This window comes from Gaoshiqia sediminis (genome assembly GCF_025907915.1).
GTDB classification, from domain to species: domain Bacteria; phylum Bacteroidota; class Bacteroidia; order Bacteroidales; family Prolixibacteraceae; genus Gaoshiqia; species Gaoshiqia sediminis.
In genome coordinates this window covers 87052-112878 of sequence record NZ_JAPAAF010000012.1, presented here as the reverse complement: position 1 = coordinate 112878, position 25827 = coordinate 87052, and the positions used below count along the sequence as shown (strand labels likewise).

Genomic DNA, 25827 nt, shown 5'->3' with positions numbered 1-25827 from the left:
GTATCAATTGTTGGCTGAGGAGAAGCCTGTTTGGGCAGTGCCTGGGAAACTGCCTCACTTACGATTGCCCTTAGTTCGTCGGGCGTTGTTACAATAATGTCTGACATAGTATTCAATTTTATGGTTACACCTAAGCTTTAAAAACCCAGGAGTAAAATAAAAACGAATACAATTGGTAATCAAACAGATAAACCGCCTTACACAAAAGCGCAAAACGAAGTGAATAGTGGCAAAAAATGAGGGATAAATCCTCGAATTGAACTTATCAATTTACAATTGGGAATAAAACGATTGAAACATAATCCATGTAAAGCTGAAACCTTTTTTTACATTTTCTTCTTTTGACTTTGAAGTTGTGCCAGAATCAAATCAGGCGGAAAGATCTCTGTATTGTCCATTACTTTAGATTTTACGGAACTTACAAATCCATCCTTGATCCATTTATTAAGGGTTGGCCGCGAAATTTTTAACATTTTGACAATATCTTTTTTCAGAACGATCGTTTCCCCGTTCACGACTTGAATGAATTCCTTGTTCACAACAATGTACCGTTCCAGGTTTCTTATTGCCTTATCGATATTTTGGATGCGGGGAGTTATTTTCTTTTTCACCGATAATTCAATGGTATCCATATCGTAGCCAGCCAGTTCTGGATTCTTCTGCAATTCAGCTACAATGGTATCATAAATTTCCATTTCCCTGGCTAATATTTTGTATTGCTTGCGACGGGGCATAACTATATTTTTATTTGTCTGAATCTCTCATTCAGTTCTTTAAGCCTGTCTATTAACTTGTCAAACGGTAACGAATCTCCGTAAATCATATTTGACTGCATGGTTTCATAATCCCTTCTCCACAAATCAATAATGGCCACTGGAGGTACAAAATTTATTTTTTCGGGGACATGAGTAGAATAATCCACTTCCTTCATTGCTGTTAGCGTTCTGCGATGCTCAACGATTGCTTGATACAAATCAAAACTGTTAAGTGCATCATATGCAAAATCGGTATCCATCAATTTTTCCAGGTCATAAATGTGCCTGGACATGCGATCTACACGTATATTTTCCAAAGGTTTCTGAAATTCCTCGTGTAAGAGAAAAGCTTTTTCAAGGAAAGTCCGCTGCGGAATAACTGTCGGAACCGCAAAATAATCATCTGCAAAATCAGCTTGCGGATAATTATCCGCAAGAATTGAACGCAAAAGGACATCTTTACTGGGTTCCATCAGGGATCGAGCGCCAATCTCGACCATCACTTTGTCCAGAATATAATTATCAGACGAAAAAAGTGATTGATATTGAACTTCTATGACCTGCGGATCCTGTGTAGAATCCTTTGTTTCCTGAATAAATAATGAATATTCACTTATCCCCGCTTCTTGCAATTTATTATCCAACTCGTCTTTCAGCTTATCCTTAGTGTATGAACATGAGGCACGGCGAAGATTGGTTATTTGTTTCTTTCTCAGTTCACCCTCAAAACCAAAGAAAGCCCGGTCAATGACAATATCAATGTCTTCGGAAAATCGTTCAATAAGGTTCCATGCTTTACTTAATGATGTTCCTCCCTTGAAAACAATATGAGCTGCACACTCGCAAGAAAACAAGGCATACAGTACCATTGTTACCCACCAGTCTTTTTCGATAGCAATATTAGGCAACCCAGTTGTCAATGCCACACTACTAAGCAGTTCAGCTCTTTCTTTTTCAGGGATTTTAATCCAATTATTCACTTTTCTTCAATTTTAAGAGTATATCCGCAATCCATTCCGGTGCAAGAACAGCGTCATGTAAAATATTTTCAGTGGCTTCATAAGCCAAAGCCTCACTGATTTTTTTCAGTTCGGGTTCTGTTACGTTCCCTTTCCCAATTTCTTTCAATGCAAATATTACAAGCGTGGAGATACTTCCTTTAAATGAAAGGTATTTGGCTACGGTCTTTTTAAATCGGATAGTAGCTCTTTTGCCCACTTTAATAATTCGTGGCGCACCATCGGTAAGAAAAACAACCTTCATTGGAACCTGGGTTGATAATCCCAATTTGTTCAACGCAAAGACTCCGGTTGGTATCAACCTGGCCTTTTCTTTTCTGGCAATTGCTTTTGCTATTTCTTCTACTGAAGGATAAACTATTCCCACATACTTGCTGATTTTCGGATAGAGATAAATTCCATTCGACAACCGTATTATGAGGTTCTCCCGGCAAAGCCTTGAAAGAACCTGCCGGACTGCATCACCACTACCCAAAGATTTAAAATCACTCGCAAAAAGAACATTCCCACGCCTCTTTCCTTTAATGAGTTTTTCTATCTGTTTATGAATAGATTGCATGTATTATTCATTCAAATTATTGTCACAAATATAGTATAAATGTATGACAATAAATTATCCAAAATTCGTCAGAAAACTTGCGTTTTTTACTCGTTCTTCTTTTTCAAAGGACGCCAGATAATTTTCTGTCGTCTTCAAATCATTATGACCTAAACTTTCAGAAATATAGGCAATATTAGCACCACTTCGCTTTAAAACTGTGGCATAGGAATGCCGGGCAGTATATGTGCTCAAGGATTCAATCCCTAAAGTTATTCCGATCTTTTTTAGTCTCTTATTACAAAGTTTAGTGACAGCTTTTATTACATCTTTTTCCTCAAAGGGTGTTTCCTTGCCTGTAAGATAACCAAATATATAATCATCCGGCTTTGGGGATTTTTTGCCCCATCTTTTGATAATTACGTCCATTTCAAGTGTCAAAATCGCACATACTTCTTTTTTCACCTTGGACGTTCGGGATGTTTTTGCACGTAAAAAACAAATCTCACCGTTCCGTATATTGGAATATTTGAGCGTAAGCATGTCTGCGAAGTTGATACCATTACACAAGTAGGAGAAAAACCACAGATCGCGATATTTCTCTGTCGTTTCTTTTCCGTCAGTATAATTAGCTACTGATTTTATTTGTTGCAATGTAAGTGCCAGTTTCCGGCCTGTTCCAGTTGGTATTTCATATCTCCCATTACCAAACGGATATTGATTTTCCTTTATTATTCCAGCTCTTTTTGCCTCATTAATAACAGAACGGATTGCACGGCAATACATTCCTATGGTTGTATATGCTCGTCCTAATTTTAGCATGTACTTTTCGTAGTTTTTTAGCCAATCTACGGTAACGGCCATGTATGGAATATTCTCTCCACCATAAGATTCCACACTTTTAAGTGCATCCAGATAGAATAGATGAGTTCCAACCTGTTCATTATCCAATAAAGCCTGAATCTTTAACTTAAATCCAGCATTTAATGTATCTGAGGGGGACTTGGTCATTCGGCTATTTAATGCCTCAAAGGAAAAGCCACCATCGTACAGCAAAATCTGAACGATGCCTTTCACAACATCAAATGAATTTTGAATATCCAATCGCATAGAAATCATTTTCTTACTCTTGCTATTGGGAAGTTTTTCCCATCCATCTGATGTTATATATTTCCCGGTTGAATAGTACTTGCGGATACGCTGGAATGTTACACGTATTTTGACAGGGAATAAATTGTCTTTGGTTGCCCTCCGGTCATCTAAAATAGAAGATACCGTAACTCCACTGTTTGCATAATTGAACATAGACAGTATATTTAACTTTTATTGCTTGTGTGCAAATCGAATATTTGCACACAATTTGCACACAAATATAGCGATTATTTCAAAATAGGTACTATTTGATAAAATACAAACATCGCATACGAACCTAACAGTCAATCAATTAGAGCGCATATAGAAACAGAAGAAAATAGGAGAAAATCATGGTCTTAATACTCATAATCAGGGAGTCACTGGTTCAAGCCCAGTTGGGCCCACTTCAAAATCAAGCAGTTACAGAGTTGTGTAACTGCTTTTTTATTTGCTTGCATACAATTTACATACAAAATGCCAAAAAAAAGAACAGGTTCCCGACCGGATCATATTACCGGGTGAAAACCTGTTTCAAATAGGGCCCAGACCAGATTACCAAATCTGCCGGGTCAATATATTGCTAGCCCAGTGTTACTATCGCCTTTTCAATCCGCCTGATGGTTTCGTCTTTGCCGATCAATTCGCAAATATCAAACAAATCCACGCCCTGACTGCTGCCAACCAAGGCCAGCCGTATGGGCACCATCACAACGCCAAAGCCCCAGCCTTTCTCGTTCATAAAAGCTGAAAAAGCCTCTTTCATGGCAATGGCTTCCCAGTTATCCTGGGTGCGGAAGAAAGCGACCAGGGCCGCTAACTTTTCGGATGTGTCTTCTTTCCACTTTTTGCTGACGGTTTTTTCATCGTAGCCGGACGGCGCTTCAAAGAAGTATTTGCCCTGCTCCCACAAATCGGCCACAAATTCGCAACGCTCCTTGATCAGCCCAACGATATGCACCAGTTTCGCATCATCCGGGCGAATCCCTTTTTCTTCCAGGATTACGTTGAAAAGCGATGCCAACTCGTCATCCGATTTTTGCTGCATATAGTTGCGATTGAACCATTTGGCCTTTTCCGGATCGAAACGGGCGCCGGATTTCACCACTCGTTCAAGGCTAAAATTTTCGATCAATTCCTGCATCGAGAAAAGTTCCTGTTCGGTACCGGCATTCCAGCCCAGCAAGGCCAATAGGTTTACAAAAGCCTCTGGGAAATAGCCATCTTCCCGATATCCGCGAAACACTTCGCAGGTTTTGGGATCGGACCACAACAGCGGAAACACTGGGAAACCCATTTTATCGCCATCGCGTTTGCTCAGCTTTCCTTTCCCTGTAGGCTTCAATATCAGCGGAAGATGTGCGAATTGGGGTCGGTTTCCGGCCCAACCAAGCGCTTCGTACAATAAAATATGCAGTGGCATGGAGGGTAGCCATTCTTCACCGCGAATCACATGGGTGATCTCCATTAGATGATCGTCCACCACATTGGCCAGGTGGTAAGTAGGCATACCGTCGGCCTTAAAAAGTACCTTATCGTCCAGCTGGTTGGTATTGAATTTTACTTCACCGCGAATCAGGTCGCGCTCAACCACATCGGTATTTTCGGGCATTTTGAAGCGAATAACCCAGGGGTCACCAGCTTCAATTTTTTGTTGAACAATTGCTGCCGGCAAGGTAAGTGAATTTTGCAAGTTCCCCCGGGTATGCAAATCGTACGAGAAAACCGTTTTGTTGGCTTCAGCTTCGGCGCGCAGGGCATCCAGTTCATCGGGGGTATCGAAAGCATAATAAGCATGGCCGCTTTCAACCAGTTGATCGGCGTACTGCCGGTAAATGGCTTTCCGTTCGCTTTGCCGGTACGGGCCAAAATCGCCTCCAAAACCAACACCTTCATCGGGCACCAAACCACACCACTTCAACGACTCGATGATGTATTCTTCGGCTCCCGGCACAAACCGGTTTTGGTCCGTGTCTTCAATTCGCAACAAAAAATCGCCGCCCAGCTTTTTGGCAAACAAGTAATTGAACAGGGCCGTGCGAACTCCCCCCATATGCAGGGGGCCGGTTGGACTTGGGGCAAAACGCACCCTCACTTTTCGTTCCATGATTATGCTTTTCAATTTTGCTCGCAAAGATAGGGATTTTTAAACCTGCACCGAGGCAAAAGTCCAAAGCCAACAACGAAAATAAGTGGCAGCCCCCATCTGCTAACAGCAATTCTGCAAAGAAAATAATAAAGAATTGTAATGAATCCAGCTGGCGGGAAACCAATAAAAGGGTTCATGATATAGAACAGCAAAGCCAAAATTATTATTGCTGAAACCCAGATATCTATATCTTTGTAACTTTTTACGCTATTATTATTAATTAATTGATACAGAATGAAGAGAACTTTACTGGCAGCTTTTACCCTGAGCCTGTTATTGCACAGTGCGGCCAAAGCTGATGAAGGGATGTGGTTGCCCTCGCTGGTTCAAAAACTGAACATCAGCGATATGCAACAGATGGGGTTCGAATTGACCGCCGATGACATTTACAACATTAACAACTCAAGTTTAAAAGATGCCGTGGTTGCACTCGACCGGGGATCATGTACCGCTGAAGTGATTTCACCGGATGGACTTTTACTCACCAACCACCACTGTGGTTTTGGAGAAATCCAGGCACATAGCTCAGTGGACCACGATTACCTTCGTGATGGTTTCTGGGCCAAAACCCGCGAGGAAGAATTGGCCAACCCCGGAAAAACCGTTTCGTTTTTAGTTCGTGTGGAAGATGTGACCGAACGTGTGCTGGGCAGCCTGGAAGAAGGAATCAGCGATGATGAGCGCCAGGTACAAATTCAGAAAAAGGCTTTCGAAATTCAAAAAGAAGCAACCGAGGAGAACGATTACGAAGCCAAAGTGCAGCCCTTGCTGAATGGTAACCGTTATTATCTGTTCATCTACGAAACCTTCCGCGACATTCGTCTGGTAGGCGCGCCCCCGGCATCGATCGGCAAATTTGGCGGCGACACCGACAACTGGATGTGGCCGCGTCATACCGGCGATTTCAGCTTGTTCCGCGTATATTGCAGCCCCGATGGCAAACCCGCCGATTACTCGGAAGAAAACGTGCCCTACCAACCCAAGCACCACTTCCCCATTTCGCTGAAAGGATATGAAGAGGGAGATTTTGCGATGGTAATGGGTTATCCCGGAAGCACCAACCGGTATAAATCGTCGTTTGGCGTAAACTACACCATGACGGTTACCAACCCGGTTCGTGTAGAAGTGCGCGAAGCCAAACTGGCCCTCATGAAAGGCTACATGACTTCGAGCCAGAAAGCCAACATTCAGTACGCATCCAAGTATGCCCGCAGCTCCAATTACTACAAATACAGCATCGGCCAAAACAAAGGTCTGGCTGCCCTGGATGTGATTGAAAAGAAAAAAGCCATTGAGGATGAGTTTACCCAGTGGGTGAATGCCAGCGAAGAACGCCAGGCAAAATACGGCGAAGCCCTGAGCCTGATTGAAAGCGCCTACCAAGACCTGGAAGACGAAAAAGCGTACGAATATCTGATGGAAACCATGCTCCGCGGACCGGAGATCTTCTATTTCAGCTACGGTGCGAAAGGCTTATACGAAGCCTTGAAGAAAGGCGACAACCAGGAACGCATTGACATGAACGTGGCCCGGATCCAATCCGAACTCGACGAATATTTTAAAGACTACGACGCCGCTACCGACCAGAAAATAGCCGCTGCCCTGATGAAAATTTACGACAAGAATGTCAGCCCGGTGTTTCATCCGGCCTTTTTCAGGGACGTTAAATCGAAATACAAAGGCGATTTCGATGCCTATGTAGCCAATATGTACAACAAAACCATTTTTGCGGACAGGGCCAAACTGGAGGCTTTCCTGGCCAAACCCAACTTTAAGTCCCTCGACAAAGATCCGGCCTTTAATACCGCTTCGAGCGTATTCCAAACTATGTCGATTATTGGCGATGTGACCAGTAAAACCACCGACGACCTGCTGAAAGGCCGCCGCCTGTTTGTGGCCGGTTTGATGGAAATGGACAAGGACCGGAAATTTTACCCCGATGCCAACAGCACCATGCGATTGACTTACGGCACGGTGGGTGGCTATATTCCGCGGGATGGTGTGGAGTACGACTACTACACCACCCTGAAAGGATACATCGAAAAAGAAATCCCGGGAGACGATGAATTTGACGTGCCTGCCCGCTTAAAAGAGTTGTACTATGCCAACGATTTTGGCGATTACGCTGACAAAGATGGCGTGCTGCGCACCTGTTTCATCTCCAACAACGATATCACCGGCGGAAACTCAGGCAGTCCCGTTATCAACGGGAAAGGCGAACTGATTGGCGTTGCGTTTGACGGAAACTGGGAAGCCATGAGCGGCGATCTTGCTTTTGAACCGGAACTGCAGAAATGCATCAACGTGGACATTCGCTTTGTTTTGTGGACGATCGACAAATTTGCCGGAGCCACCCACCTGATCGATGAAATGACCATCGTGAAATAAACAAGCTGGCACGGCATAAAAAAAACAGGCTGGCTCCTTATCGTGGGGCCAGCCTGTTTTTGTATAATTTATCCCTGCCTGAACTACCGAATGACCGTTGCTGCCTGAAAATCGAAAACCTCCGAAGGTGTGCGGGCCTGGGACAGCAACCCGAATAGTCTTTCAACAACCTCTGGTTCTTGTTGTGCCAAATCGGTTTCCTCACCCAAATCGGTTTCCAGATCGAATAACTCAACCTTGGTATTTTCGAGATTGGATACCTGCGTAACCACCAGCTTCCAGTTCCCTTGGCGGATGGCCTGCCGTCCTCCCATTTCATGAAATTCCCAGTACAGGTAATCGTGCTCCTGCTGTCCTTCTATTCCCAATAATGTGGGCAAAAAAGAAATGCCATCGATATTCTGCGGACTTTCCAAACCGGCCAGCTCGGTCAGCGTCGGCATCACATCCCAAAAGGCCGATATGTGGTCGCTGTGAGATCCGGCCTGCACCTTTCCGGGCCAGCGTACCAACATGGGTTCGCGGATGCCTCCTTCATACAAATCGCGTTTGTAGCCACGCAGCGGACCGTTGCTGTCGAAATAATCCGGATCAGCGCCACCTTCGAGGTGCGGGCCATTATCGGAAGTGAAAATAACAATCGTGTTTTCGGCCAGGCCCAACTCCTCCAACTTATCCAGGATTTCGCCCACCTGTCGGTCGAGCAAACTCACCATAGCGGCAAAAGCGGCATGGCATTCATCCTGGCTCCCGTAAGCTCCCAATCGAAAGCGGTCGTCGCTAGGCTCGGCTCCCTGATAGCTTTTCTCCGGAAGGTATTTTCCCCGGAAAGGCTCCATCTCCTCGTTGGGCAACAACAATTCGGCATGCGGGATTGGCGACGGATAGTACATGAAAAATGGCTTATCTTTATTCGCTTCCATAAACTGCAAAGCCTGCTGGTGAATCAATCCGGGGGCATAGGTTTCAAATCCATCACCGGCATTACCTTCCAGAACGATTTTATCCTGATTGTGCCACAAATGCCCCGGATAGTAATTATGTGCCAACGATTGGCAGTTATAGCCGTAAAACTCATCAAATCCCTGCGAATTCGGATCGCCGGAGGTTCCTGTAAAACCCAGCCCCCATTTTCCGAAACAGCCGGTAGCGTATCCCGCCTCTTTCAGCAGTTCGGCAAGAGTTACCGACTCGGCAGGCATAGGCCATTGCCCTTCGGGCTCCCAACTTTTATTTCCACGCACAGGCGTGTGCCCGGTGGTTTGTCCGGTGAGCAACGATGAGCGTGATGGCGCACAAACCGTACAACCCGCATAATGTTGGGTGAACAGCATGCCTTCGCGCGCCAACCGGTCGATATTCGGGGTCTGGAAATGTGTTTGCCCGTAGCAGCTCAGATCGCCGTAACCCAAGTCATCGGCCAACATGTAAATCACATTGGGGAGGGACGGTGTCTTTTCCGCAGCAGGCTGACATGCCGGTAGAACGGCGCACAAGCTTATGCCGGTCATTAGTTTTATCGATTTCATTTGTTTCATTTAAGGTTTTTTAGTTTGAAAACTAAAAGTAAGAAGTGTAGCCGGAAATAAGAATAGCAGCCAATAAAATTCGCATCCAAAGCCAGTGAAACTTTCCTCAGGAAGGAAGAGATTTTTAATACCTATCAAATTATTTTTTAACAGATATCAAATTTATTTTTAATACCTGTCAAATTATTTTTTAATACCTGTTAAATTTTTATTGCCTCCAGATAAAAAATATACCCCCTGCCGTACCGGTTAGAAACGGATCATAAAGAAGAAATTCAGGAAAAGACGCAAGGCGAATACCCCCACTAAAGGAGCAGGAATTCCAATAGAAAAGAGCTAAAAGATGAAGCTAAAAAACCGACCGCTACTGCTTAAACTCGTCGGCAAAAGAGGTTTTTACACAGCGGAAGCCAATATAGGATTTGGCGGAATCCTGGTACTCGAAACTTCGTGTGCCATTGCGTAAAAAGTAAGCAATATCTTTCCAGGAGCCGCCGCGAATTACTTTTCTTTTCATGGTTGGAGGATCCTGCGGAAAAGCATTGTACTCAAAAGTGGGATTGAAGTCACTCATCAGCTCGTAGGCCGATTCATAGAAGGCCGTGCTGGTCCATTCGGCCACGTTTCCGGCCATATCGTAAAGCTTCTTATTGTTCGGATCGTAGCTGCCCACCTTCATGGTTGTCGTAGCACTCCGGCTATCGGCCACATAGTTCCCGCGGTTTGGCTTAAAATTGGCAATGAAACAGCCCATTTGGTTCCGAATGTAGTAGTTTCCCCAGGGGTATAGCGTACGCTCCTCTCCCCCACGGGCGGCATATTCCCATTCGGCCTCGGTAGGCAACCGGTAATTGTGCACATCCACTTCACCCAAACGCAACTGGTACTCGTTATACAATTTGGTCCGCCAATGACAAAACGCCACGGCTTGCTTCCAGGTAACGCCAACCACCGGATAATCGTCAAAGGCAACATGCCAGAAGTACTTCTCGGTTTTGGGGTCGTTGTAGGAATAGGTATAGTCGCGGACCCAGCACAACGTATCGGGATAAACCGGCGTAGATTCGCGCATGATGAAGGCCGATCGGTCCTTAATGGGTATTTCCTCACCACGCAGGCCGGTAACTGTTCCCTGGTACGATTGGGTTTCGAAATTATAGCTGTTGCTCCTTTTGGCAGCTTGTTGGTAATCGATCCAATGATAATCGAAAATCAACTTTCGCGAATCGATTGATTTCGGGAAGAAAACCCGGTCATCAGCCGGCAGGTACAATTCCTCCAACGCGCTCTGAAAATCAGGGTTATGCCATTCAATCGGATCTTCCCAGTTGAGACGGGGCTGGTCGTATGGATTTCCGCGTCCATCCTCTGTCAGCATAAATTCCGGAAAGCTTTCGGATAGGATGGTCCGGGCGATCGAGTCGCGTACCCAATACACAAACTGACGATATTCGTTATTGGTGATTTCGGTATCGTCCATCCAGAATGACTCGATGGAAACCCGTTTGAGCGGCGTGGCTTCGTCTTGTATTTCATCATCGGGCCCGATAACAAAACTGCCCCGGTTGATGTAACTCATCCCAAAGGGGCTGGGTTCGTAGAAAGGTTTTAGTGGCTTATCGTCAACATATTGCAGCAACTCATTCCGCTGACAGGAAATGAAAGCGATCAAAGATGCCAAGACTAATATGGTAACGGGTTTTTTCATATAAATCAGAAAGCTGTCTCAAAAGGCCAGGCCAACACCAGTTTGGGGACCCTGAAATCCGTTCTTCGCGCTGGTTGTAATTCCAAGGTTATTATCTTCGTTTATTAACCCGCATAACAGGAACACGTTGGCATTATCTTTTGAAGCAGCTCCTTTTATCTGTTGTGCATTATTTTTCGTTGACAGTCAAACCGAATTCATCCGGGCAAATTCCGTTTAATATTCCCAGAGATCCTGCTCGTAATTGAAAATGTCTTGCTCAATTCGTTCCGACTCGAGCATTGCATCGCGTCCGGTCAGGTACTGGCTGATCGCCCGGTTGTTGTAAACATTGGACTGTTTTACCACGTAGCTATTGAATTTCCGCTTGATAAACAAGTCGTCATACGACATGCTTTGGGCAATATTATTTGGGTTCATGACGGCATTGGAAGCCAGCAAGTCACGGGCTTCGGGGTAATACACCCAAAATACCTGGCGGCGCTGCACATTCTGCCGGTTAACATCCTCATCGCGGTAATATTCCTGAATCGGGCAAATGCCGATAATGCGGGTATTCATGGTTGAAGTCTGTTTATCGAAGTACCATTCTTCCTTCACCATAAATTGTTTTACTTCTTCGCCGCGAATTTCAGCGGTGATAACCTGATCCCGAAATTCGCCGGTTTCAAGGTCACGAACCCGTCGGGTGCGGGTGGTCGCCCCAAAGGCTTCCTTAACTTGTTCGTAGGTCAGCGGCACCTTAAACTCATCGTCGGTACGTGCATCGTAAGCAGTTAGCAGCCCACTTTCGATTCCTTTCAGCAATAAATTAACCAAGCTGTTCCGTCCCTCCGTTTCAACTGTTGGGAAATACATCACCTGGTTCATTTTTTCGCGCAGGTCGATAATCCGCCATATTTTTTTCGACCACATCACATCCGCCTCCCGCAAAGGTGGCAGAGGCATTGGCTTCTTCTTGCTTATGTCGGTACGTTTATAGGCCCCGTCAACAATTTGCGCGTGTACTTCGGTAAAAGAAGCGCTAACCATGCAAATTACAATCCCTAATAAAACTAAAACGTTTTTCATATCTATCTGATTTTAAAACTAATCGGAGATAACTCCCGGTTGGTATTATCATCTCCGTGCGCAACGATGTTATCAAAATAAATGATGCTTCCCGGTTGCAGGTTCCCGAACTGCTGCTTCTGTTCCGCCGTAAACCGGTTCGACTTGGAAGACCAGGTATTGGTATAACCGCCGGCACCGGTAATAGTTACATCAAATTGAGTAATGACAAACTTCAGGTCGAAATCAAAATCTACCAAACTGGCAAAAACACCTTGCTCGGCCATCAGGTCTTCTTTCCGTAACACACCACCATTTTTCTCGGCAATGGTTGCAAGTGGATCGGGTACGCGTTTCACCCTGAAAACCATCTGTCCCATACTACGGTTCACACCGTTGATGTTGGCATTCACAACCACCTTGGTTTCTTTTCCGTTGATGTCTTCTTTAGTCGGATACACCAAATAACCATCAGGTCGCTTTTCAATCCGTCCATTGGTAACCGAAACCGAAAGATTTTCGGACGGAACACCCGGCACGGACACACTGATCGGGTTTGGTATATTCAAATAGAAAACATTCATTTTAGTGGGTGAGATCGTCACACTCGGCTTTCCAACCTGGTATTCCTGCTCAAAGCGGTACGTATTAATAGCACCTTCAGGTGTTTTGAAATTAATCAACCCACTCCAGTTGAAGGTTCCGGCCGAAGAAGCAGGAACCTCGAAAATCCCTTTTCCGTCTTCAATACGAAGCGATTTGTTATTGACGATAATTTCAGGTTGCTGAGTGGTATCTTCAGCTGCCAGAAAAACTTTGGCATGGTAAACATCCCCTTCCAGCACATAAGAAGACCGCGGAATAACAACCGCATTTAACTTATTGAATTTGAAAGAACTGGCATCAATTTGCGAGTACAAGTAATTCAGGATGTTCGTTTCCGTATTTTGGATATCGATCTGAATTTTAGAGAGAAGGGCAATCACCGCAATAATTGGTTTGTTTTCGAAATGCTCCGATTCCCAAGTCTTCTTCTCACCTCCTTCTTTGAGCCGGGACCGCGGATCGGAAGTATCCAAATCCTGAATAATGGAGGTCCGGATAGGGCCTTCTTCTTCAACCAGCGCCAACAGCTCTTCACGCAGTGAACTAATGGACTCTTTCAACTCGGTTGCCCGCTTCAATCGGATCATGACCTCAGACGGTACATTCAGCTCGTCATCTTTCTTGATCAGAATGGTATCACCTTTGGTGTTGGTGATGTACGAACGGTCCGGGCTTACCTTATAGTCTTCGATAGTAGCGATATAAGTTCCACCGGCCCGGATAACCATTTCTTCCTTGATATCAGTAATCTTATTCAAAAGAGAATCGACACCGGATTTCACCTGATTGGCTTTATCCAGCCAAGGCTTTACTTTCTCCTGGTTCAGTTCATATGCCTGATTGAAAGATGCAAAAAGCTGATCATTCTTTTGGTCCAGGCTTTTCAAAGTCTGCAAAAGACTGGTATCAACAATCCGAAAGGCATCCAAAACCTCTGATGCAACATTTAGCGCCATCATTGCCAACAGCACCAGATACATCATGTTTATCATTTTTTGCCTCGGTGTTTCCGGGCAATTTTTCGTTCCCATAAGCTCGGTTCAAAATTATTTTTTATAGTTCATGGCGCCGAGCATATTGCTATAAATAGCATTGAGCGCCTCCAGGTGTTTATTCAACTCGGCTGCATTGCTCTGGTATTTTTTAACCTCTTCCACAGATGACTGAACATACGAATTCATCTGGTTTATTTCGGCAAAGAATTTTTGGGTGGCCTGTAATTGTTCGCTCGTACCCTTCAGCTGCGACTCGTAAGAAGCATTTAACGCCTGAAGGTTTTGATTGAGCTTGCTGAAGTTTTCACTATACTGCGATGAATTCTTTCCCAGCGTATCAAATCCCTGTTCGATTACCTCGGCGACTTTACTGTATGAGCTCACCAGTTTGCTCCCGGACTGGTTGAGACGATTGGTAAACTCCTCACCGGAAACAGCCAACTGGTTCAGCATCTGATCCCCTTTTTGGGCGAGCTGTTGAGCTGTGGACGTATAGGAATCCACCAACGTATTCACCGAACGACTAATGTTACTGTTGGCTTGTGTATTGATCTCGGCAAAAGTACTCATGGATTCTGATGCGGAGTTCAGGTTTTTCACATACACATCGGTTGCCAGTGTGGCCGAAGTAATATCACTGATAGAAGAGGCTGTATTACTCAAATCGGTCAGCCCTTTGGTGATTTTTGAAATCAAATCGGGTGAAAGGTCCGCTTTCTCAAAAAGCTTATCCAACTTCATGTTCGGTTTTTCCACTGCTTCCAAGGCATCCGGATCGTAATCCTCCCTTAATTCTGGATAAACTTTCGACCATTCGGGCATTTCTAATGGCGGTTCAAATGCCGAGATAAAGAAAATAAAAGCTTCGGTACACAGTCCGATCACCAACAACGGTCCGGAAAAAGCCCAGTGCTGAAGTTTGAACAATGCCCCCAGCAAAACCACCGAAGCGCCAAAGTTGTACACATAACCCGTGAAGGTTTTCCAGCGTTTACTCTCTAAAATTTCACCAAAATTCATATGCTTTCAAATTAAGGGATTTAAAACTCGTTACCAAACGAAGACCGAACACAACGAAAACCAATATACGATTTGGTTGTATCCTGATATTCATAACTCCTGGTGGATGTTTGCACAAACGAGGCGATATCTTTCCAGGAACCACCGCGAATTACTTTCCGCTTCATCGTAGCAGGATCATCGGGTTTGGCATTATATTCAAAGTTTGGGTTAAAATCATGCATATACATGTAGGCCGATTCATCGTAAGCAGTAATCGTCCATTCGGCAACGTTACCGGCCATATCATACAAGCCGAATTTGTTGGGATCGTAATTCCCTACTTTCATGGTAGCCATGCCACCATCTTCCACATAATTACCACGTAGTGGCTTAAAGTTGGCGAGGAAACGGCCCTGATCGTCGCGGGTGTAATACCCACCCCACGGATACATCGAAATTTGCTTTTCACCACGGGCAGCGTACTCCCATTCTACCTCAGTGGGCAGGCGATAGTCTTGTAACGGCTGTTCTCTTTTGCTCAGCAGGTATTCGTTATGCAAACGGGTCCGCCAGCTGCAGAAGGCTTTGGCTTGGGTCCAGGTAACGCCCACCACCGGATAATCGTCGAACCCGGGATGCCAGAAGTAACGGGTAGCCCAAGGTTCGTTGTAGGAATAGGTATAGTCGCGAATCCAGCACAGGGTGTCCGGATACACATTTACTTGTTCGCTAAAAATAAAAGATGAACGGCTCTCAATAGGTTTTGATTGTCCACTTCGGTCATAAACAACACCATCATAACTTTGCGTTTCGTAGTTGTACATATTCGAACGCTTAGCAGCCTGCTGGTAATCGATCCAATAATAGGTATAAAAAAGCTTGCGGGAGTCAATTTCCTTTTTGTTGAAAAAACGATCATTCTCCTGATAATACATTTCTTCCAACACATCCACATAATCGGGGTTGTCCCATTCAAGACGTTCCTGCCAGTTGATTACCGGAGGGTCAATTGGATTTCCATCGCGATCTTCGGATATCATGAATTCAGGAAACTGCTGCCCCAGCAAGGTCCGGGCAATTGAATCCCTCACCCAATGGACAAACTGACGATATTCGTTGTTGGTAATCTCAGTATCATCCATCCAGAAAGCATCAACCGAAACTGTTTTCGTTGGCGTTTCAGACCAACTGGCATCCTGGTCGCTGGGACCGATGTTTATACTTCCCCGATGGATGAAGGTCATCCCGTAAGGAGCGGGTTCAAACCATTTGCCGCGTCCGGGAACACCGGTCAGCTCGCCACTTCCACCTTGATTACTACAGCTCATCATCGAGAAGATCAGAACAACTATGAAGCCCAGAGAGAATAATTTTTTCATAACGACGCTGTATGTTGCTTACTTATAATTTTTCACAAAAAACGAACACTCTTGTACTTTTTTTCCCGGTTCTTCTTCAAATCGAACGAATAGTTCAGGTACAATTCATGTGATCCGTTACTATATCGCCCTAACGCTGAAAGAACCAGATCATAGGCATAACCCAACCGAAGTCCACTCATCATTTCCACGCCCACCGAAATAATGACGGCATCATCCAACCGGTAACCCAAACCACCCCAAAACCGATCCCGAAACACCAGGTCAACATTAAAATCAACTTGGGTGCCGGCCAAATCTGTCTTCACGAAAACAGCGGGTTGTAACACGAAAGATGGATCTGACAGTTGCACCCGGTAACCCCCACTAAGATAATAGTGCCGGGTATAAAAGGTGTATGCCATATCCGAGAACTCTATTTTTGCCTGGTTCAAGTGGGTTACTGACAAACCGGCAAAATAATCTTTATTTGTCAAATATAAACCAAATCCTAAATCATATGCAACCTGACTAACACTTCCTGAAGGAATTAATCCATCAGAATTGGGATTTACATAGTAACTTCCTTCCGGGACCGACCAATCACCATCGATTGCCTTATTAAAAATCCCCAGGGAAGTACCAATGCCCAAACTTCCCAGACTTGTCTGTACAAGATATGCATAATTTAGGTTAACCAATATATTTTTTTCAAAGCCAAGCTCATCACTGATAATATTCAGTCCAAGCCCACTTTTACCACCAAACAAATCAACCAACGACTCCACACTAAAAATCAACGTCTTGGGAGCTCCTTCGAACCCTGACCACTGATACCGGTTTAAAATCAAGCCCGAAACAGCAGAATTGCTCCCTGCGTATCCCGGATTTACGGTCAGCTGCGTTAACTTATTAAAACTGAGCTGCGGGTCTTGTTGAGCGATTGCGGCTAAGTTAAATAATATTAACAAAAATAAAAAGTAAATTATTTTTTTCATATACCCGTAAATTCAGCCCTTCTGAAACAGCTTAAGCCAACAAAAGTACAAAACCGGACTTCTTTCTTTTTTCCTTAATCGCCATGGATTTGGAAACTTATCAACGAACCGGACAGTTCATTTATTTTACCAAACGATTTAATTTTCTGATATTTTGCCACCACCGGTCAGGAATTTCATAACGTGCTGCCAGCTCATAATCTTCCTGGGTACAGGGAACGGCAAGCTCCAAACTGCTGTTTTCATCCGTAATTCTCATCCACCACCGACCTGTTTTCCGGCTTTGCAAAAAAGTCAATGGCAAGTCAATATCATCCATTTCAATGATAAATTCATCGAACTCGCCTTGATTTTCGTTTGGATCCTCCACTACTTTATAGTGAAACCCTTCCATGAAATGCCACACTATTTGAGCCATCAGCTTGTTGCTCAAACCGGATGGATCAAGTCCGGGAACTAAGTTAAAAAAACCAGCAACCTTCAGCTGATCCGCCATTCCGGCGTAATGAGCTATCTGGCAAGCCTCTTCTGCATACAATCCATTTGGCGAGGCAAAATATTGCCCTGGCGCCTCAACCTGCCGCACAGCATTCAAATCGAAACTTAAAATATCGGCATGCCGCATATAAGGTTCAATTTCTGCCATATTGTACCGTATTTGCCCAAGCCTCCTGGTTTCGGCGCTTAGGCTTGTCGCATAATCAAGCTCCAGAGCATCGGTAAAATAATTCTGGTAGCCCAGCGTTGCCTGCGAAAACAGGTTCGGATGCCGTTCAAAAATCAGACTGAGGTAATTTTCTGAGTCAATATTTTTTGCACCCTTTCGGTAATCAAATTTCGGGTCCACATTTACCAGGTTGAATGCTTTTTCCTCAAATGCTTTGGTCATGCCAATGGTGAGATCCTGACTGCCACCCAAAACAACTACCGCAATGCCCTGCCCTACCAGATAACTACAAACATCCTTCAGCGCAAAATAAGTATCATTTACTGACTTTCCCACTTTGATGTTTCCCAGGTCCAGGATTTTGTAGCGGGGAGCAATTCGGTTAAGGCTGTAAAGGTGCTCCCTAATCTTGTCGGGTGATTTTGCACTGCCCTTTACCACCGAGTTCCGGTCTTCCTCAACGCCAATCAATACAATCTTCGCCTTATTCAACGGAAGTTTTTCCTGATTTTTCTCCAGCAAGCTACCCAATGCAAACTTTTTCTGTGCCCAAGGCGCCAGCTTAATCTTTGAAAAATCAACAGGTTTGAGATATAGCTCCAGGTCCATCTGATTATTGTTTCAAAGCGTTGAATTTAATCTTTTTAACAAAAAAGGCAAACAACCTGACGGTGTCTGCCTAAAATATTATTTTTTCCTGCCTTTCTTGGGTGACGGCCCTTCATTGATAATTTTCAGGCAATCCTCCAGAGTCATCTTCTCAGCATCGGTACCCTTCGCAATCTTGAAGTTCTTTTTCTTATACGAAATATAGGGACCCCAGCGTCCGTTGAGTATCCGCAATTCTGGCTCCTCCTCAAAAGTTTTTATCAGGGCATTGCGATCTTTTTCCCGCTTGGCCTCAATCAACTCAACAGCACGAGGGAGATCAACCGAGTAGGGATCATCCACTCCTTTTTCCAACGAAACAAATTTATTGTCGTGGCGCACATACGGACCAAAACGGCCGATGGCTACGGTTACTTTTTTGTTTTCATATTCGCCCAAATCGCGCGGAAGCTTAAACAATTCGAGTGCCTCCTCCAAGGTGATGGTTTCGAGGATTTGTCCGGGGCGGAGACTTGCAAACTGCGGCTTCTCGCCCTCTTCGGTGGTCTCGCCCAACTGGGCCAACGGTCCGAAACGGCCAATTTTTACAGACACCGGTTTTCCGCTCACCGGATCATCGCCCAACAGGCGTTCGCCATTGGTACGTTCCGACACCTCAAGCGCGTTTTCAATGTTAGCGTGAAAAGGCTGATAAAATTCGTCGATCACGTCGTTCCAAACCCGCTTTCCATCGGCAATTTCATCAAATTCAACTTCTACATTGGCGGTGAAACTGTAATCCATGATTTGCTCAAAATACTTAACCAGAAAGTCGTTCACCACCATGCCAATATCCGTCGGGAACAGTTTTGATTTTTCAGCACCGGTTATTTCCGTTTTAGTTTTCTCGTCCAACTTACTGTTTTTCAGGCTAAGTTGAACAAAGGCGCGTTCGATGCCGGGGCGGTCTTCTTTCACCACATACCCGCGATTTTGGATGGTGGTAATAATGGGCGCGTAGGTTGACGGACGGCCAATTCCCTGTTCTTCAAGCTTTTTCACCAGGCTGGCCTCGGTGTATCGCGGTGGTTTCTGGGTGAAGCGCTCCGTTGCCTGAATGAGTTCGGCCCGTAATGGTTGGCTTACTTTTACAGGAGGCAACAACGTTTTTGAAGAATCGCTGCTTTCATCTTCATTATCGGTCGATTCCATATAAACCCGAAGGAAGCCATCGAATTTGATTACCTCGCCGGTAGCCTGAAACAGCTCGGAAGCGGTCGAGACATTGATCGTCACCGTTGTGCGTTCCAACTCCGCATCTGCCATTTGCGACGCGATGGTCCGCTTCCAGATTAATTCGTATAATTTCTTTTCCTGGTTGCTCCCGCTGATTTCTTCCTGATCGATATACGTGGGACGAATCGCTTCGTGAGCCTCCTGTGCCCCTTTGGCCTTAGTCTTATATTGACGTGTTTTCAGGTACTTTTCACCATGCATGCTCAAAATCTTGCTTTTCGCCGTATTCAACGCCAGCGACGACAAGTTGACCGAGTCGGTACGCATGTAGGTAATCTTCCCGGATTCGTAGAGCCTCTGAGCGATCGACATGGTTTGCGACACCGAGTAACCAAGCTTGCGGCTGGCTTCCTGCTGCAAGGTGGATGTGGTGAAGGGGGCAGCTGGAGACCGCCTGGAGGGTCTTTTCACAATATCGCCAATCGCGAATTCAGCCGTTTTGCACTTCTCCAAAAACTGACGGGCCTCGTCACGTGTTTCAAATCGTTTGTTAAGTTCGGCTTTCAGCTCAACGGCATTCCCATTGGCGCCGGGAACCAAAAATACGGCTGTTACCCGGAAACCGGACGTGCTTTCGAAGTTGATGATTTCACGTTCGCGCTCAACAATCAGCCGAACGGCAACCGACTGTACACGACCGGCCGAAAGCGACGGTTTTACTTTTTTCCACAAAACCGGCGAAACTTCAAAACCCACAATACGGTCCAACACGCGGCGCGCCTGCTGGGCATTTACCAAATTCTCGTCAATCGGACGTGGATTCTCAATAGCTTCCAGAATTGCATCCTTCGTAATTTCGTGAAAAACAATGCGCCGGGTCTTGGACGGATCCAATTTCAGCACTTCTTTCAAGTGCCAGGCAATGGCCTCCCCCTCGCGGTCCTCATCGGATGCGATCCATACGGTTTTGGCGTCTTTGGCAAGTTTCTTCAGATCGGTGACAATCTTCTTCTTATCGGGCGAAACAATATACTTTGGCTCGTAATTATTCTGCAAGTCAATTCCAAAATCCTTCTTTTCGAGGTCTCTGATATGCCCCATGCTTGAAGTTACCAAAAAATCCTTTCCCAGAAATTTTTCTATCGTTTTTGCTTTGGCAGGGGACTCTACTATAACCAGATTCTCGTGCATACAACCTCCTGTTTTGTGAAAATTTCTGCAAATAAAAGAAAATGTATTCCGAACTTCAAATTTTCATCCAACAAAATTCGATTTCATATTTCTTTGAAAATGATTATTTTATTGCGTTTTGAATCTGTTGTTCAGGTCGCCGGTTGATTGTCTGCACCAGGTTTATAAACATTAAAATTTGAGGAACACTCCACAAACGACAGCTCTCGCCAACAGCCACAATGACAACAGGATCAAGCTTACCGGTGTTTCGGAAACTTGTCTGGCGACCTTCCACAGATAAAAATAAAAATCTTATTCGTTTCGTTATCTTTGTCGTCAAATCATCAAATAAATCCTGATGGAACAGGGAAATAAAAAATTCAGAAAATATACCTGGGGATTTTGGACCCTTTACTTGGTCGTGGTCCTGCTGGTCGCCGGTTTTTTCTTTTCAATTGCTAAAGGCAAGCTGGGGGAAATGCCTTCGTTTGAAGAGCTGGAAAACCCGCAAAGCCTGCTGGCCTCGGAAGTGATTTCACGTGACCACGTGGTACTTGGACGCTATTTCAGGGAGAACCGCAGTTTCGTGGTGTACGAACAGTTGCCGCAAGAACTGGTCCAAGCGCTGATTGCCACCGAGGATGTCCGGTTTTACAAACATTCAGGCATCGACCTGCGGGGACTGTTCCGCGTGATGAAAGGCTTGCTAACAGGCGACAGCAGTACCGGCGGTGGGAGTACCATCAGCCAACAGCTGGCCAAAATGTTGTTCCCGCGCCAGGATTTTGAAAACAAACTGCAACTCGTACTGCGTAAGTTCAAGGAATGGGTGATTGCCGTAAAGCTGGAAAGAAGCTACACAAAGGAAGAGATTATCACCATGTACCTCAACAAATACGACTTCCTGAACCTGGCCGTGGGCATCAAGTCGGCCGCACGGATTTATTTCCATACCGAACCCGATTCCCTGCAAATCCATCAGGCAGCTATGCTGGTCGGGATGGCGAAAAATTCGGCCTTGTTCAACCCGGTCAGACGGCCCGAACTCACCAAAGAACGCCGAAATGTGGTGCTGTTTCAGATGAAAAAGTATGGCTACATCAATCAACAACAATACGATTCCATTACAGCATTGCCCCTGGGACTGGATTTTCAAAAAGAAGATTTTAAAAGCGGACTGGCCCCCTACTTCCGCGAATACCTTCGGATTACGATGGGCGCCAATAAACCCGAACGCTCCAGATATGCCTCGTGGCAACAGGTCAAGTTCCGCGAAGATTCGGTGGAATGGGAAACCAATCCCCTGTTCGGCTGGTGTAAAAAGAACTTCAAACCGGATGGAACCAACTACGATTTGTACGAAGACGGGCTAAAAATCTATACAACAATTGATTCGCGTATGCAGGAGTATGCCGAACAAGCTCTGCAGGATCACCTGCGGCTGGAGCTGCAACCTGCCTTCAACCGCCACCTGAAACGACTGAAACGACCGCCCTTTTCCGGTGATCTGAGCGAAACAGAAGTCAGCAGCCTGCTCGACCTCTCCATGCGCCAAAGCGAACGCTACCGCGTGTTGCGTTTGCGCGGCTTAAGTTCCGGCCAGATCAAACAAAACTTTAACGAACCGGTCGAAATGACCATTTTCACCTGGGAAGGAGAAAAGGACACCATCATGACGCCGATGGACTCCATCCGGCACTACCTGGGCTATTTCCGTTCTTCGTTTATGGCCATGGATTTGGAAACCGGCCAGGTGCGTGCCTATGTTGGCGGCCCCAATTACAAGCATTTTATGTACGATATGGTGAAAGGTGGAAAACGGCAGGTAGGCTCTACCGTGAAACCCTTCCTGTACACGCTGGCCATGCAAAACGGACTGACGCCTTGTACAAAGGTGCCCAATGTGAAGCAACAATTCATCCTTCCCGACGGAACGGTGTGGGAAGCCAAAAACTCAAGCTCCAGCGACATGGATGGTAAAATGGTTACCCTGAAATGGGGATTGGCCAACTCGGTCAACCAAATTTCGGCTTGGGTGATGAAACAGTTTAACCCTCAATCGGTAACCGAAGTGATGGAAAAAATGGGCGTTTACAGTAGGATTGATCCGGTTCCCTCAATGTTTCTGGGCACTTCCGACATTACCCTGTACGAAATGGTGGGCGCCTACGGAACCTTTGCCAACAAGGGTGTTTATACGCAACCCATTTTTGTGACCAAAATTGAAGACAAACACGGCAACGTGATTGCGACCTTCCGCCCGGAACGTCACGACGCTATTGATGAGCGCACGGCTTACCTGATGATCAACCTGCTGCGCGGGGTGATTGACAACGGTACCGGAACCCGACTGCGCTGGCACCAGGTTTACGGAAGGATTGAAGGGCCCATTGCCGGAAAAACCGGCACCACACAAAACCATTCCGACGGCTGGTTCATGGGAGTCACCCCGCAACTTGCAGCCGGCGTTTGGACTGGCGCCGACCTGAGAAGCATCCACTTTGACGATATCTCCACCGGACAGGGCGCCAACCTGGCACTCCCCATTTGGGGACGTTTCATGCAGAAAGTGTATGCCGATGAAACCCTGGAATACAAACCGGACCATGAATTTGAAAAGCCGATGAACTTTATTTTGAACCTGGATTGTGACGACGAGAATGATGTCAGACAGAAACCAGCCGAGTTTGAAGACTTCTTCTAAAAACAACACATACAACAAAAAACAGGGAAGCCCATCAAAGAGCTTCCCTGTTTTTTATAAATGAAGGTCGTTATTAATCGTTTAAAAATCTTCGGGTGATGCCCGCATAATTCTCAATCCGTCGGTCGCGGAAGAAAGGCCAAATCCGCCGTACATCTTCCGAGCGCTGAATATTAGCCGTAACGATCAGGTTCTCTTCCCGATCGCTGGACGTATGGGCCAGCACCTCTCCTTGAGGTCCGCAAACAAAGCTGTTTCCCCAAAACTGAATGCCTTCAGAGCTGTTCGACGGGTCAGCCTCGTGCCCTACCCGGTTCACGCTCACAACCGGCAAGCCATTGGCTACGGCATGCGACCGCTGAATGGTAATCCACGCCTGCTGCTGACGGTTTTTCTCATCGGCATCGTCACGCGGATCCCAGCCAATAGCCGTGGGATAAATCAGCAGCTCGGCGCCAGCCATGGCCATCAAACGGGCTGCCTCCGGATACCACTGATCCCAGCAAACCAGCACGCCAAGCCTGCCTACCGAAGTCTGAATAGGCTCAAACCCCAGATCGCCCGGCGTAAAATAAAATTTTTCGTAGAAGCCCGGATCATCCGGAATGTGCATTTTACGGTAGCGTCCGGCCATGCTGCCATCCTTTTCAAACACAACGGCCGTATTGTGGTACAAACCTGCAGCTCGCTTTTCGAAAAGAGAAGTAACAAGCACAACCCCATGCTTTTTAGCCAAATCACCATAAAATGCCGTTGAAGGTCCCGGGATGGTTTCGGCCAGGTCGAACAAGCCCACATCTTCGGTTTGACAGAAGTACAGGCTGTTGTGAAGCTCCTGCAACACCACCAATTCGGCGCCTTTAGCTGCACAATCAGTTATATTACGGGCCAGCTTCTGTTTGTTTTCTTCAACATTTGCCGTGTTGCTTTGCTGAATTAAGCCAATTACTATTTCTTTTTTGCTCATCTCTTTCAACTTTTAGTTATAAAACACCCGCCGGAAACTGCATACTCACGCAGTGAATAGAACCGTGCTGCTTGATAAGCGGCACACTGTTGATGGGCACGATCTCCCGGTCAGGGAACAAGGAGGCAACCACGCGGACAGCTTCCTCGTCTTGCCGTACCCCATAAACGGGAAACAAGACTGCCTGGTTCACAATCAGAAAATTGGCATAAGTAGCCGGAAGCCGTTGTCCATCTTCATCCACAATAGAGTCGGGAAAGGGCAAAGCCACCAGCTTGAAAGGGTGCCCATCCTGATCGGTGAGCTGCTGCAACTGCGCTTCCATTTTTTGCAGGGCGCCAAAGTGGATATCGGAAGGATCAGTGCATTTCACGTAGGCAATGGTATCTTCCGAACAAAAGCGGGCTAGCGTGTCAATGTGGCTGTCGGTGTCGTCGCCTTCCAGAAATCCATGATCAAGCCAAAGTACCTTTTCGGCCTGAAAGCAGGTTTTCAGGAAAAATTCAATCTCATTTTTACTAAGGTGCTCATTCCGGTTTTTCGACAGCAGGCATTCGCTGGTGGTAAGCAGGCATCCCTGGCCGTTGCTTTCGACCGCTCCGCCCTCAAACGTAAAATACGAATAATCCCGCAGGGGCACACCAGCCCGAAACGCCTGTGCCTGGTATAAATTCGGCGTAATCTGGTTGTCATCGCAAGCGGCAAATTTCATTCCCCAGCCGTTGAAACGGAAATTCAGCAGAACCGGCTCTCCCTCTTCCAGCAAGGTTACGGGTCCGTGATCGCGAGCCCAGGTATCGTTCACCGGCATCTCCCGGATAATCAGGTTCTCCTGTTCTTCTTGGAGGAAATCAGGCAGAATCGATTTGTCACGGCACACCAGCAAAAGCTTTTCGCGGGCCATAATTTCGCGGGCCATGTGTACATACACCGGGATGACCTCATCCAGGTTGGTCACCCAATCCGTTTGTTCGTCCGGCCAGGTAAGCTGTACGCCACTTTGTTCGGCCCACTCGGCAGGCAGATAAGATACTTGTTTTGTCATGCCGCAAAAATAAAGAAAATCGAATTGATTCATTTCATTCCCTGAAAAACTGAAATTGCATTTAATTTCAGAAACAAAAACTTCTTCGTGAAGCCAATATTTTTAGGAAAAGGTGGTAAATTTCTGTTTCCAACATTTCCGGTGTTTATCCAATTCGGGGTATAAATCACCGATAGGCAAAACCGTTTGAATTCAACTATTGTTATGTATTATATTTTCAA

Annotated in this window: 18 protein-coding genes; 2 read left to right on the top strand and 16 right to left on the bottom strand. The window is 45.8% G+C overall.

What is annotated here, in order from left to right:
• Positions 1-326 precede the first annotated feature (326 nt).
• From N2K84_RS10430 to gltX, 5 genes are all read right to left on the bottom strand, one after another.
• Positions 327-734 (bottom strand): hypothetical protein, encoded by a 408-nt coding sequence (locus N2K84_RS10430; RefSeq protein ID WP_282591750.1) that lies wholly within the window; start codon positions 732-734, stop codon positions 327-329.
• Positions 735-736: 2 nt separating this feature from the next.
• Positions 737-1735: a nucleotidyl transferase AbiEii/AbiGii toxin family protein gene (locus tag N2K84_RS10425; RefSeq protein ID WP_282591749.1), complete on the bottom strand. Its 999-nt coding sequence runs from the start codon at positions 1733-1735 to the stop codon at positions 737-739.
• Positions 1728-2333 carry a DUF6088 family protein gene (locus N2K84_RS10420; RefSeq protein ID WP_282591748.1) on the bottom strand — a complete coding sequence of 202 codons (606 nt, stop codon included), beginning with the start codon at positions 2331-2333 and terminating at the stop codon, positions 1728-1730. Before N2K84_RS10420 ends, N2K84_RS10425 begins: the two co-directional genes overlap by 8 nt.
• 54 nt (positions 2334-2387) lie before the next feature.
• Positions 2388-3617: a site-specific integrase gene (locus N2K84_RS10415; RefSeq protein ID WP_282591747.1), complete on the bottom strand. Its 1230-nt coding sequence runs from the start codon at positions 3615-3617 to the stop codon at positions 2388-2390.
• Positions 3618-4026: 409 nt separating this feature from the next.
• On the bottom strand, positions 4027-5550 hold the full coding sequence (gltX, locus tag N2K84_RS10410; RefSeq protein ID WP_282591746.1) for a glutamate--tRNA ligase: 1524 nt from the start codon (positions 5548-5550) through the stop codon (positions 4027-4029).
• Between the two features lie 276 nt (positions 5551-5826).
• Between gltX and N2K84_RS10405 the strand changes: the two genes are divergently transcribed.
• On the top strand, positions 5827-7980 hold the full coding sequence (locus N2K84_RS10405) for a S46 family peptidase (protein WP_282591745.1): 2154 nt from the start codon (positions 5827-5829) through the stop codon (positions 7978-7980).
• Positions 7981-8063: 83 nt separating this feature from the next.
• Here N2K84_RS10405 and N2K84_RS10400 read toward each other — a convergent pair whose 3' ends face one another.
• The 9 genes from N2K84_RS10400 to topA form a co-directional block, all read right to left on the bottom strand.
• Positions 8064-9518, bottom strand: coding sequence for an arylsulfatase (locus N2K84_RS10400; protein ID WP_282591744.1), 1455 nt, complete (start codon positions 9516-9518; stop codon positions 8064-8066).
• Positions 9519-9873: 355 nt separating this feature from the next.
• Positions 9874-11217, bottom strand: coding sequence for a T9SS ring complex lipoprotein PorK/GldK (porK, locus tag N2K84_RS10395; protein WP_282591743.1), 1344 nt, complete (start codon positions 11215-11217; stop codon positions 9874-9876).
• A 216-nt stretch (positions 11218-11433) separates the two neighbouring features.
• The gene (gene porN, locus N2K84_RS10390) at positions 11434-12288 is read right to left on the bottom strand and encodes a type IX secretion system ring subunit PorN/GldN (RefSeq protein ID WP_282591742.1); all 855 of its coding nucleotides are present in this window, start codon (positions 12286-12288) and stop codon (positions 11434-11436) included.
• A gap of 2 nt (positions 12289-12290) precedes the next feature.
• On the bottom strand, positions 12291-13904 hold the full coding sequence (gene porM, locus N2K84_RS10385) for a type IX secretion system motor protein PorM/GldM (RefSeq protein WP_282591741.1): 1614 nt from the start codon (positions 13902-13904) through the stop codon (positions 12291-12293).
• Between the two features lie 15 nt (positions 13905-13919).
• Entirely contained in the window at positions 13920-14888 is a 969-nt protein-coding gene (porL, locus tag N2K84_RS10380; RefSeq protein WP_282591740.1) for a type IX secretion system motor protein PorL/GldL, read from the bottom strand.
• A 20-nt stretch (positions 14889-14908) separates the two neighbouring features.
• Positions 14909-16249 carry a T9SS ring complex lipoprotein PorK/GldK gene (gene porK / locus N2K84_RS10375; RefSeq protein WP_282591739.1) on the bottom strand — a complete coding sequence of 447 codons (1341 nt, stop codon included), beginning with the start codon at positions 16247-16249 and terminating at the stop codon, positions 14909-14911.
• 32 nt (positions 16250-16281) lie between these two features.
• On the bottom strand, positions 16282-17226 hold the full coding sequence (locus tag N2K84_RS10370; RefSeq protein ID WP_282591738.1) for a PorP/SprF family type IX secretion system membrane protein: 945 nt from the start codon (positions 17224-17226) through the stop codon (positions 16282-16284).
• Positions 17227-17347: 121 nt separating this feature from the next.
• The gene (locus tag N2K84_RS10365) at positions 17348-18502 is read right to left on the bottom strand and encodes a formimidoylglutamase (RefSeq protein ID WP_282591737.1); all 1155 of its coding nucleotides are present in this window, start codon (positions 18500-18502) and stop codon (positions 17348-17350) included.
• Positions 18503-18580: 78 nt separating this feature from the next.
• Positions 18581-20908, bottom strand: coding sequence for a type I DNA topoisomerase (topA, locus tag N2K84_RS10360; RefSeq protein WP_282591736.1), 2328 nt, complete (start codon positions 20906-20908; stop codon positions 18581-18583).
• A 340-nt stretch (positions 20909-21248) separates the two neighbouring features.
• Between topA and N2K84_RS10355 the strand changes: the two genes are divergently transcribed.
• Positions 21249-23594, top strand: a complete 2346-nt coding sequence (locus N2K84_RS10355; RefSeq protein WP_282591735.1) for a transglycosylase domain-containing protein — start codon at positions 21249-21251, stop codon at positions 23592-23594.
• Positions 23595-23667: 73 nt separating this feature from the next.
• Here the strand turns inward: N2K84_RS10355 and N2K84_RS10350 are convergent, their stop codons facing one another.
• Entirely contained in the window at positions 23668-24561 is an 894-nt protein-coding gene (locus N2K84_RS10350) for a carbon-nitrogen hydrolase (protein ID WP_282591734.1), read from the bottom strand.
• A 16-nt stretch (positions 24562-24577) separates the two neighbouring features.
• Positions 24578-25606, bottom strand: coding sequence for an agmatine deiminase family protein (locus tag N2K84_RS10345; RefSeq protein WP_282591733.1), 1029 nt, complete (start codon positions 25604-25606; stop codon positions 24578-24580).
• Between the last annotated feature and the right edge of the window lie 221 nt (positions 25607-25827).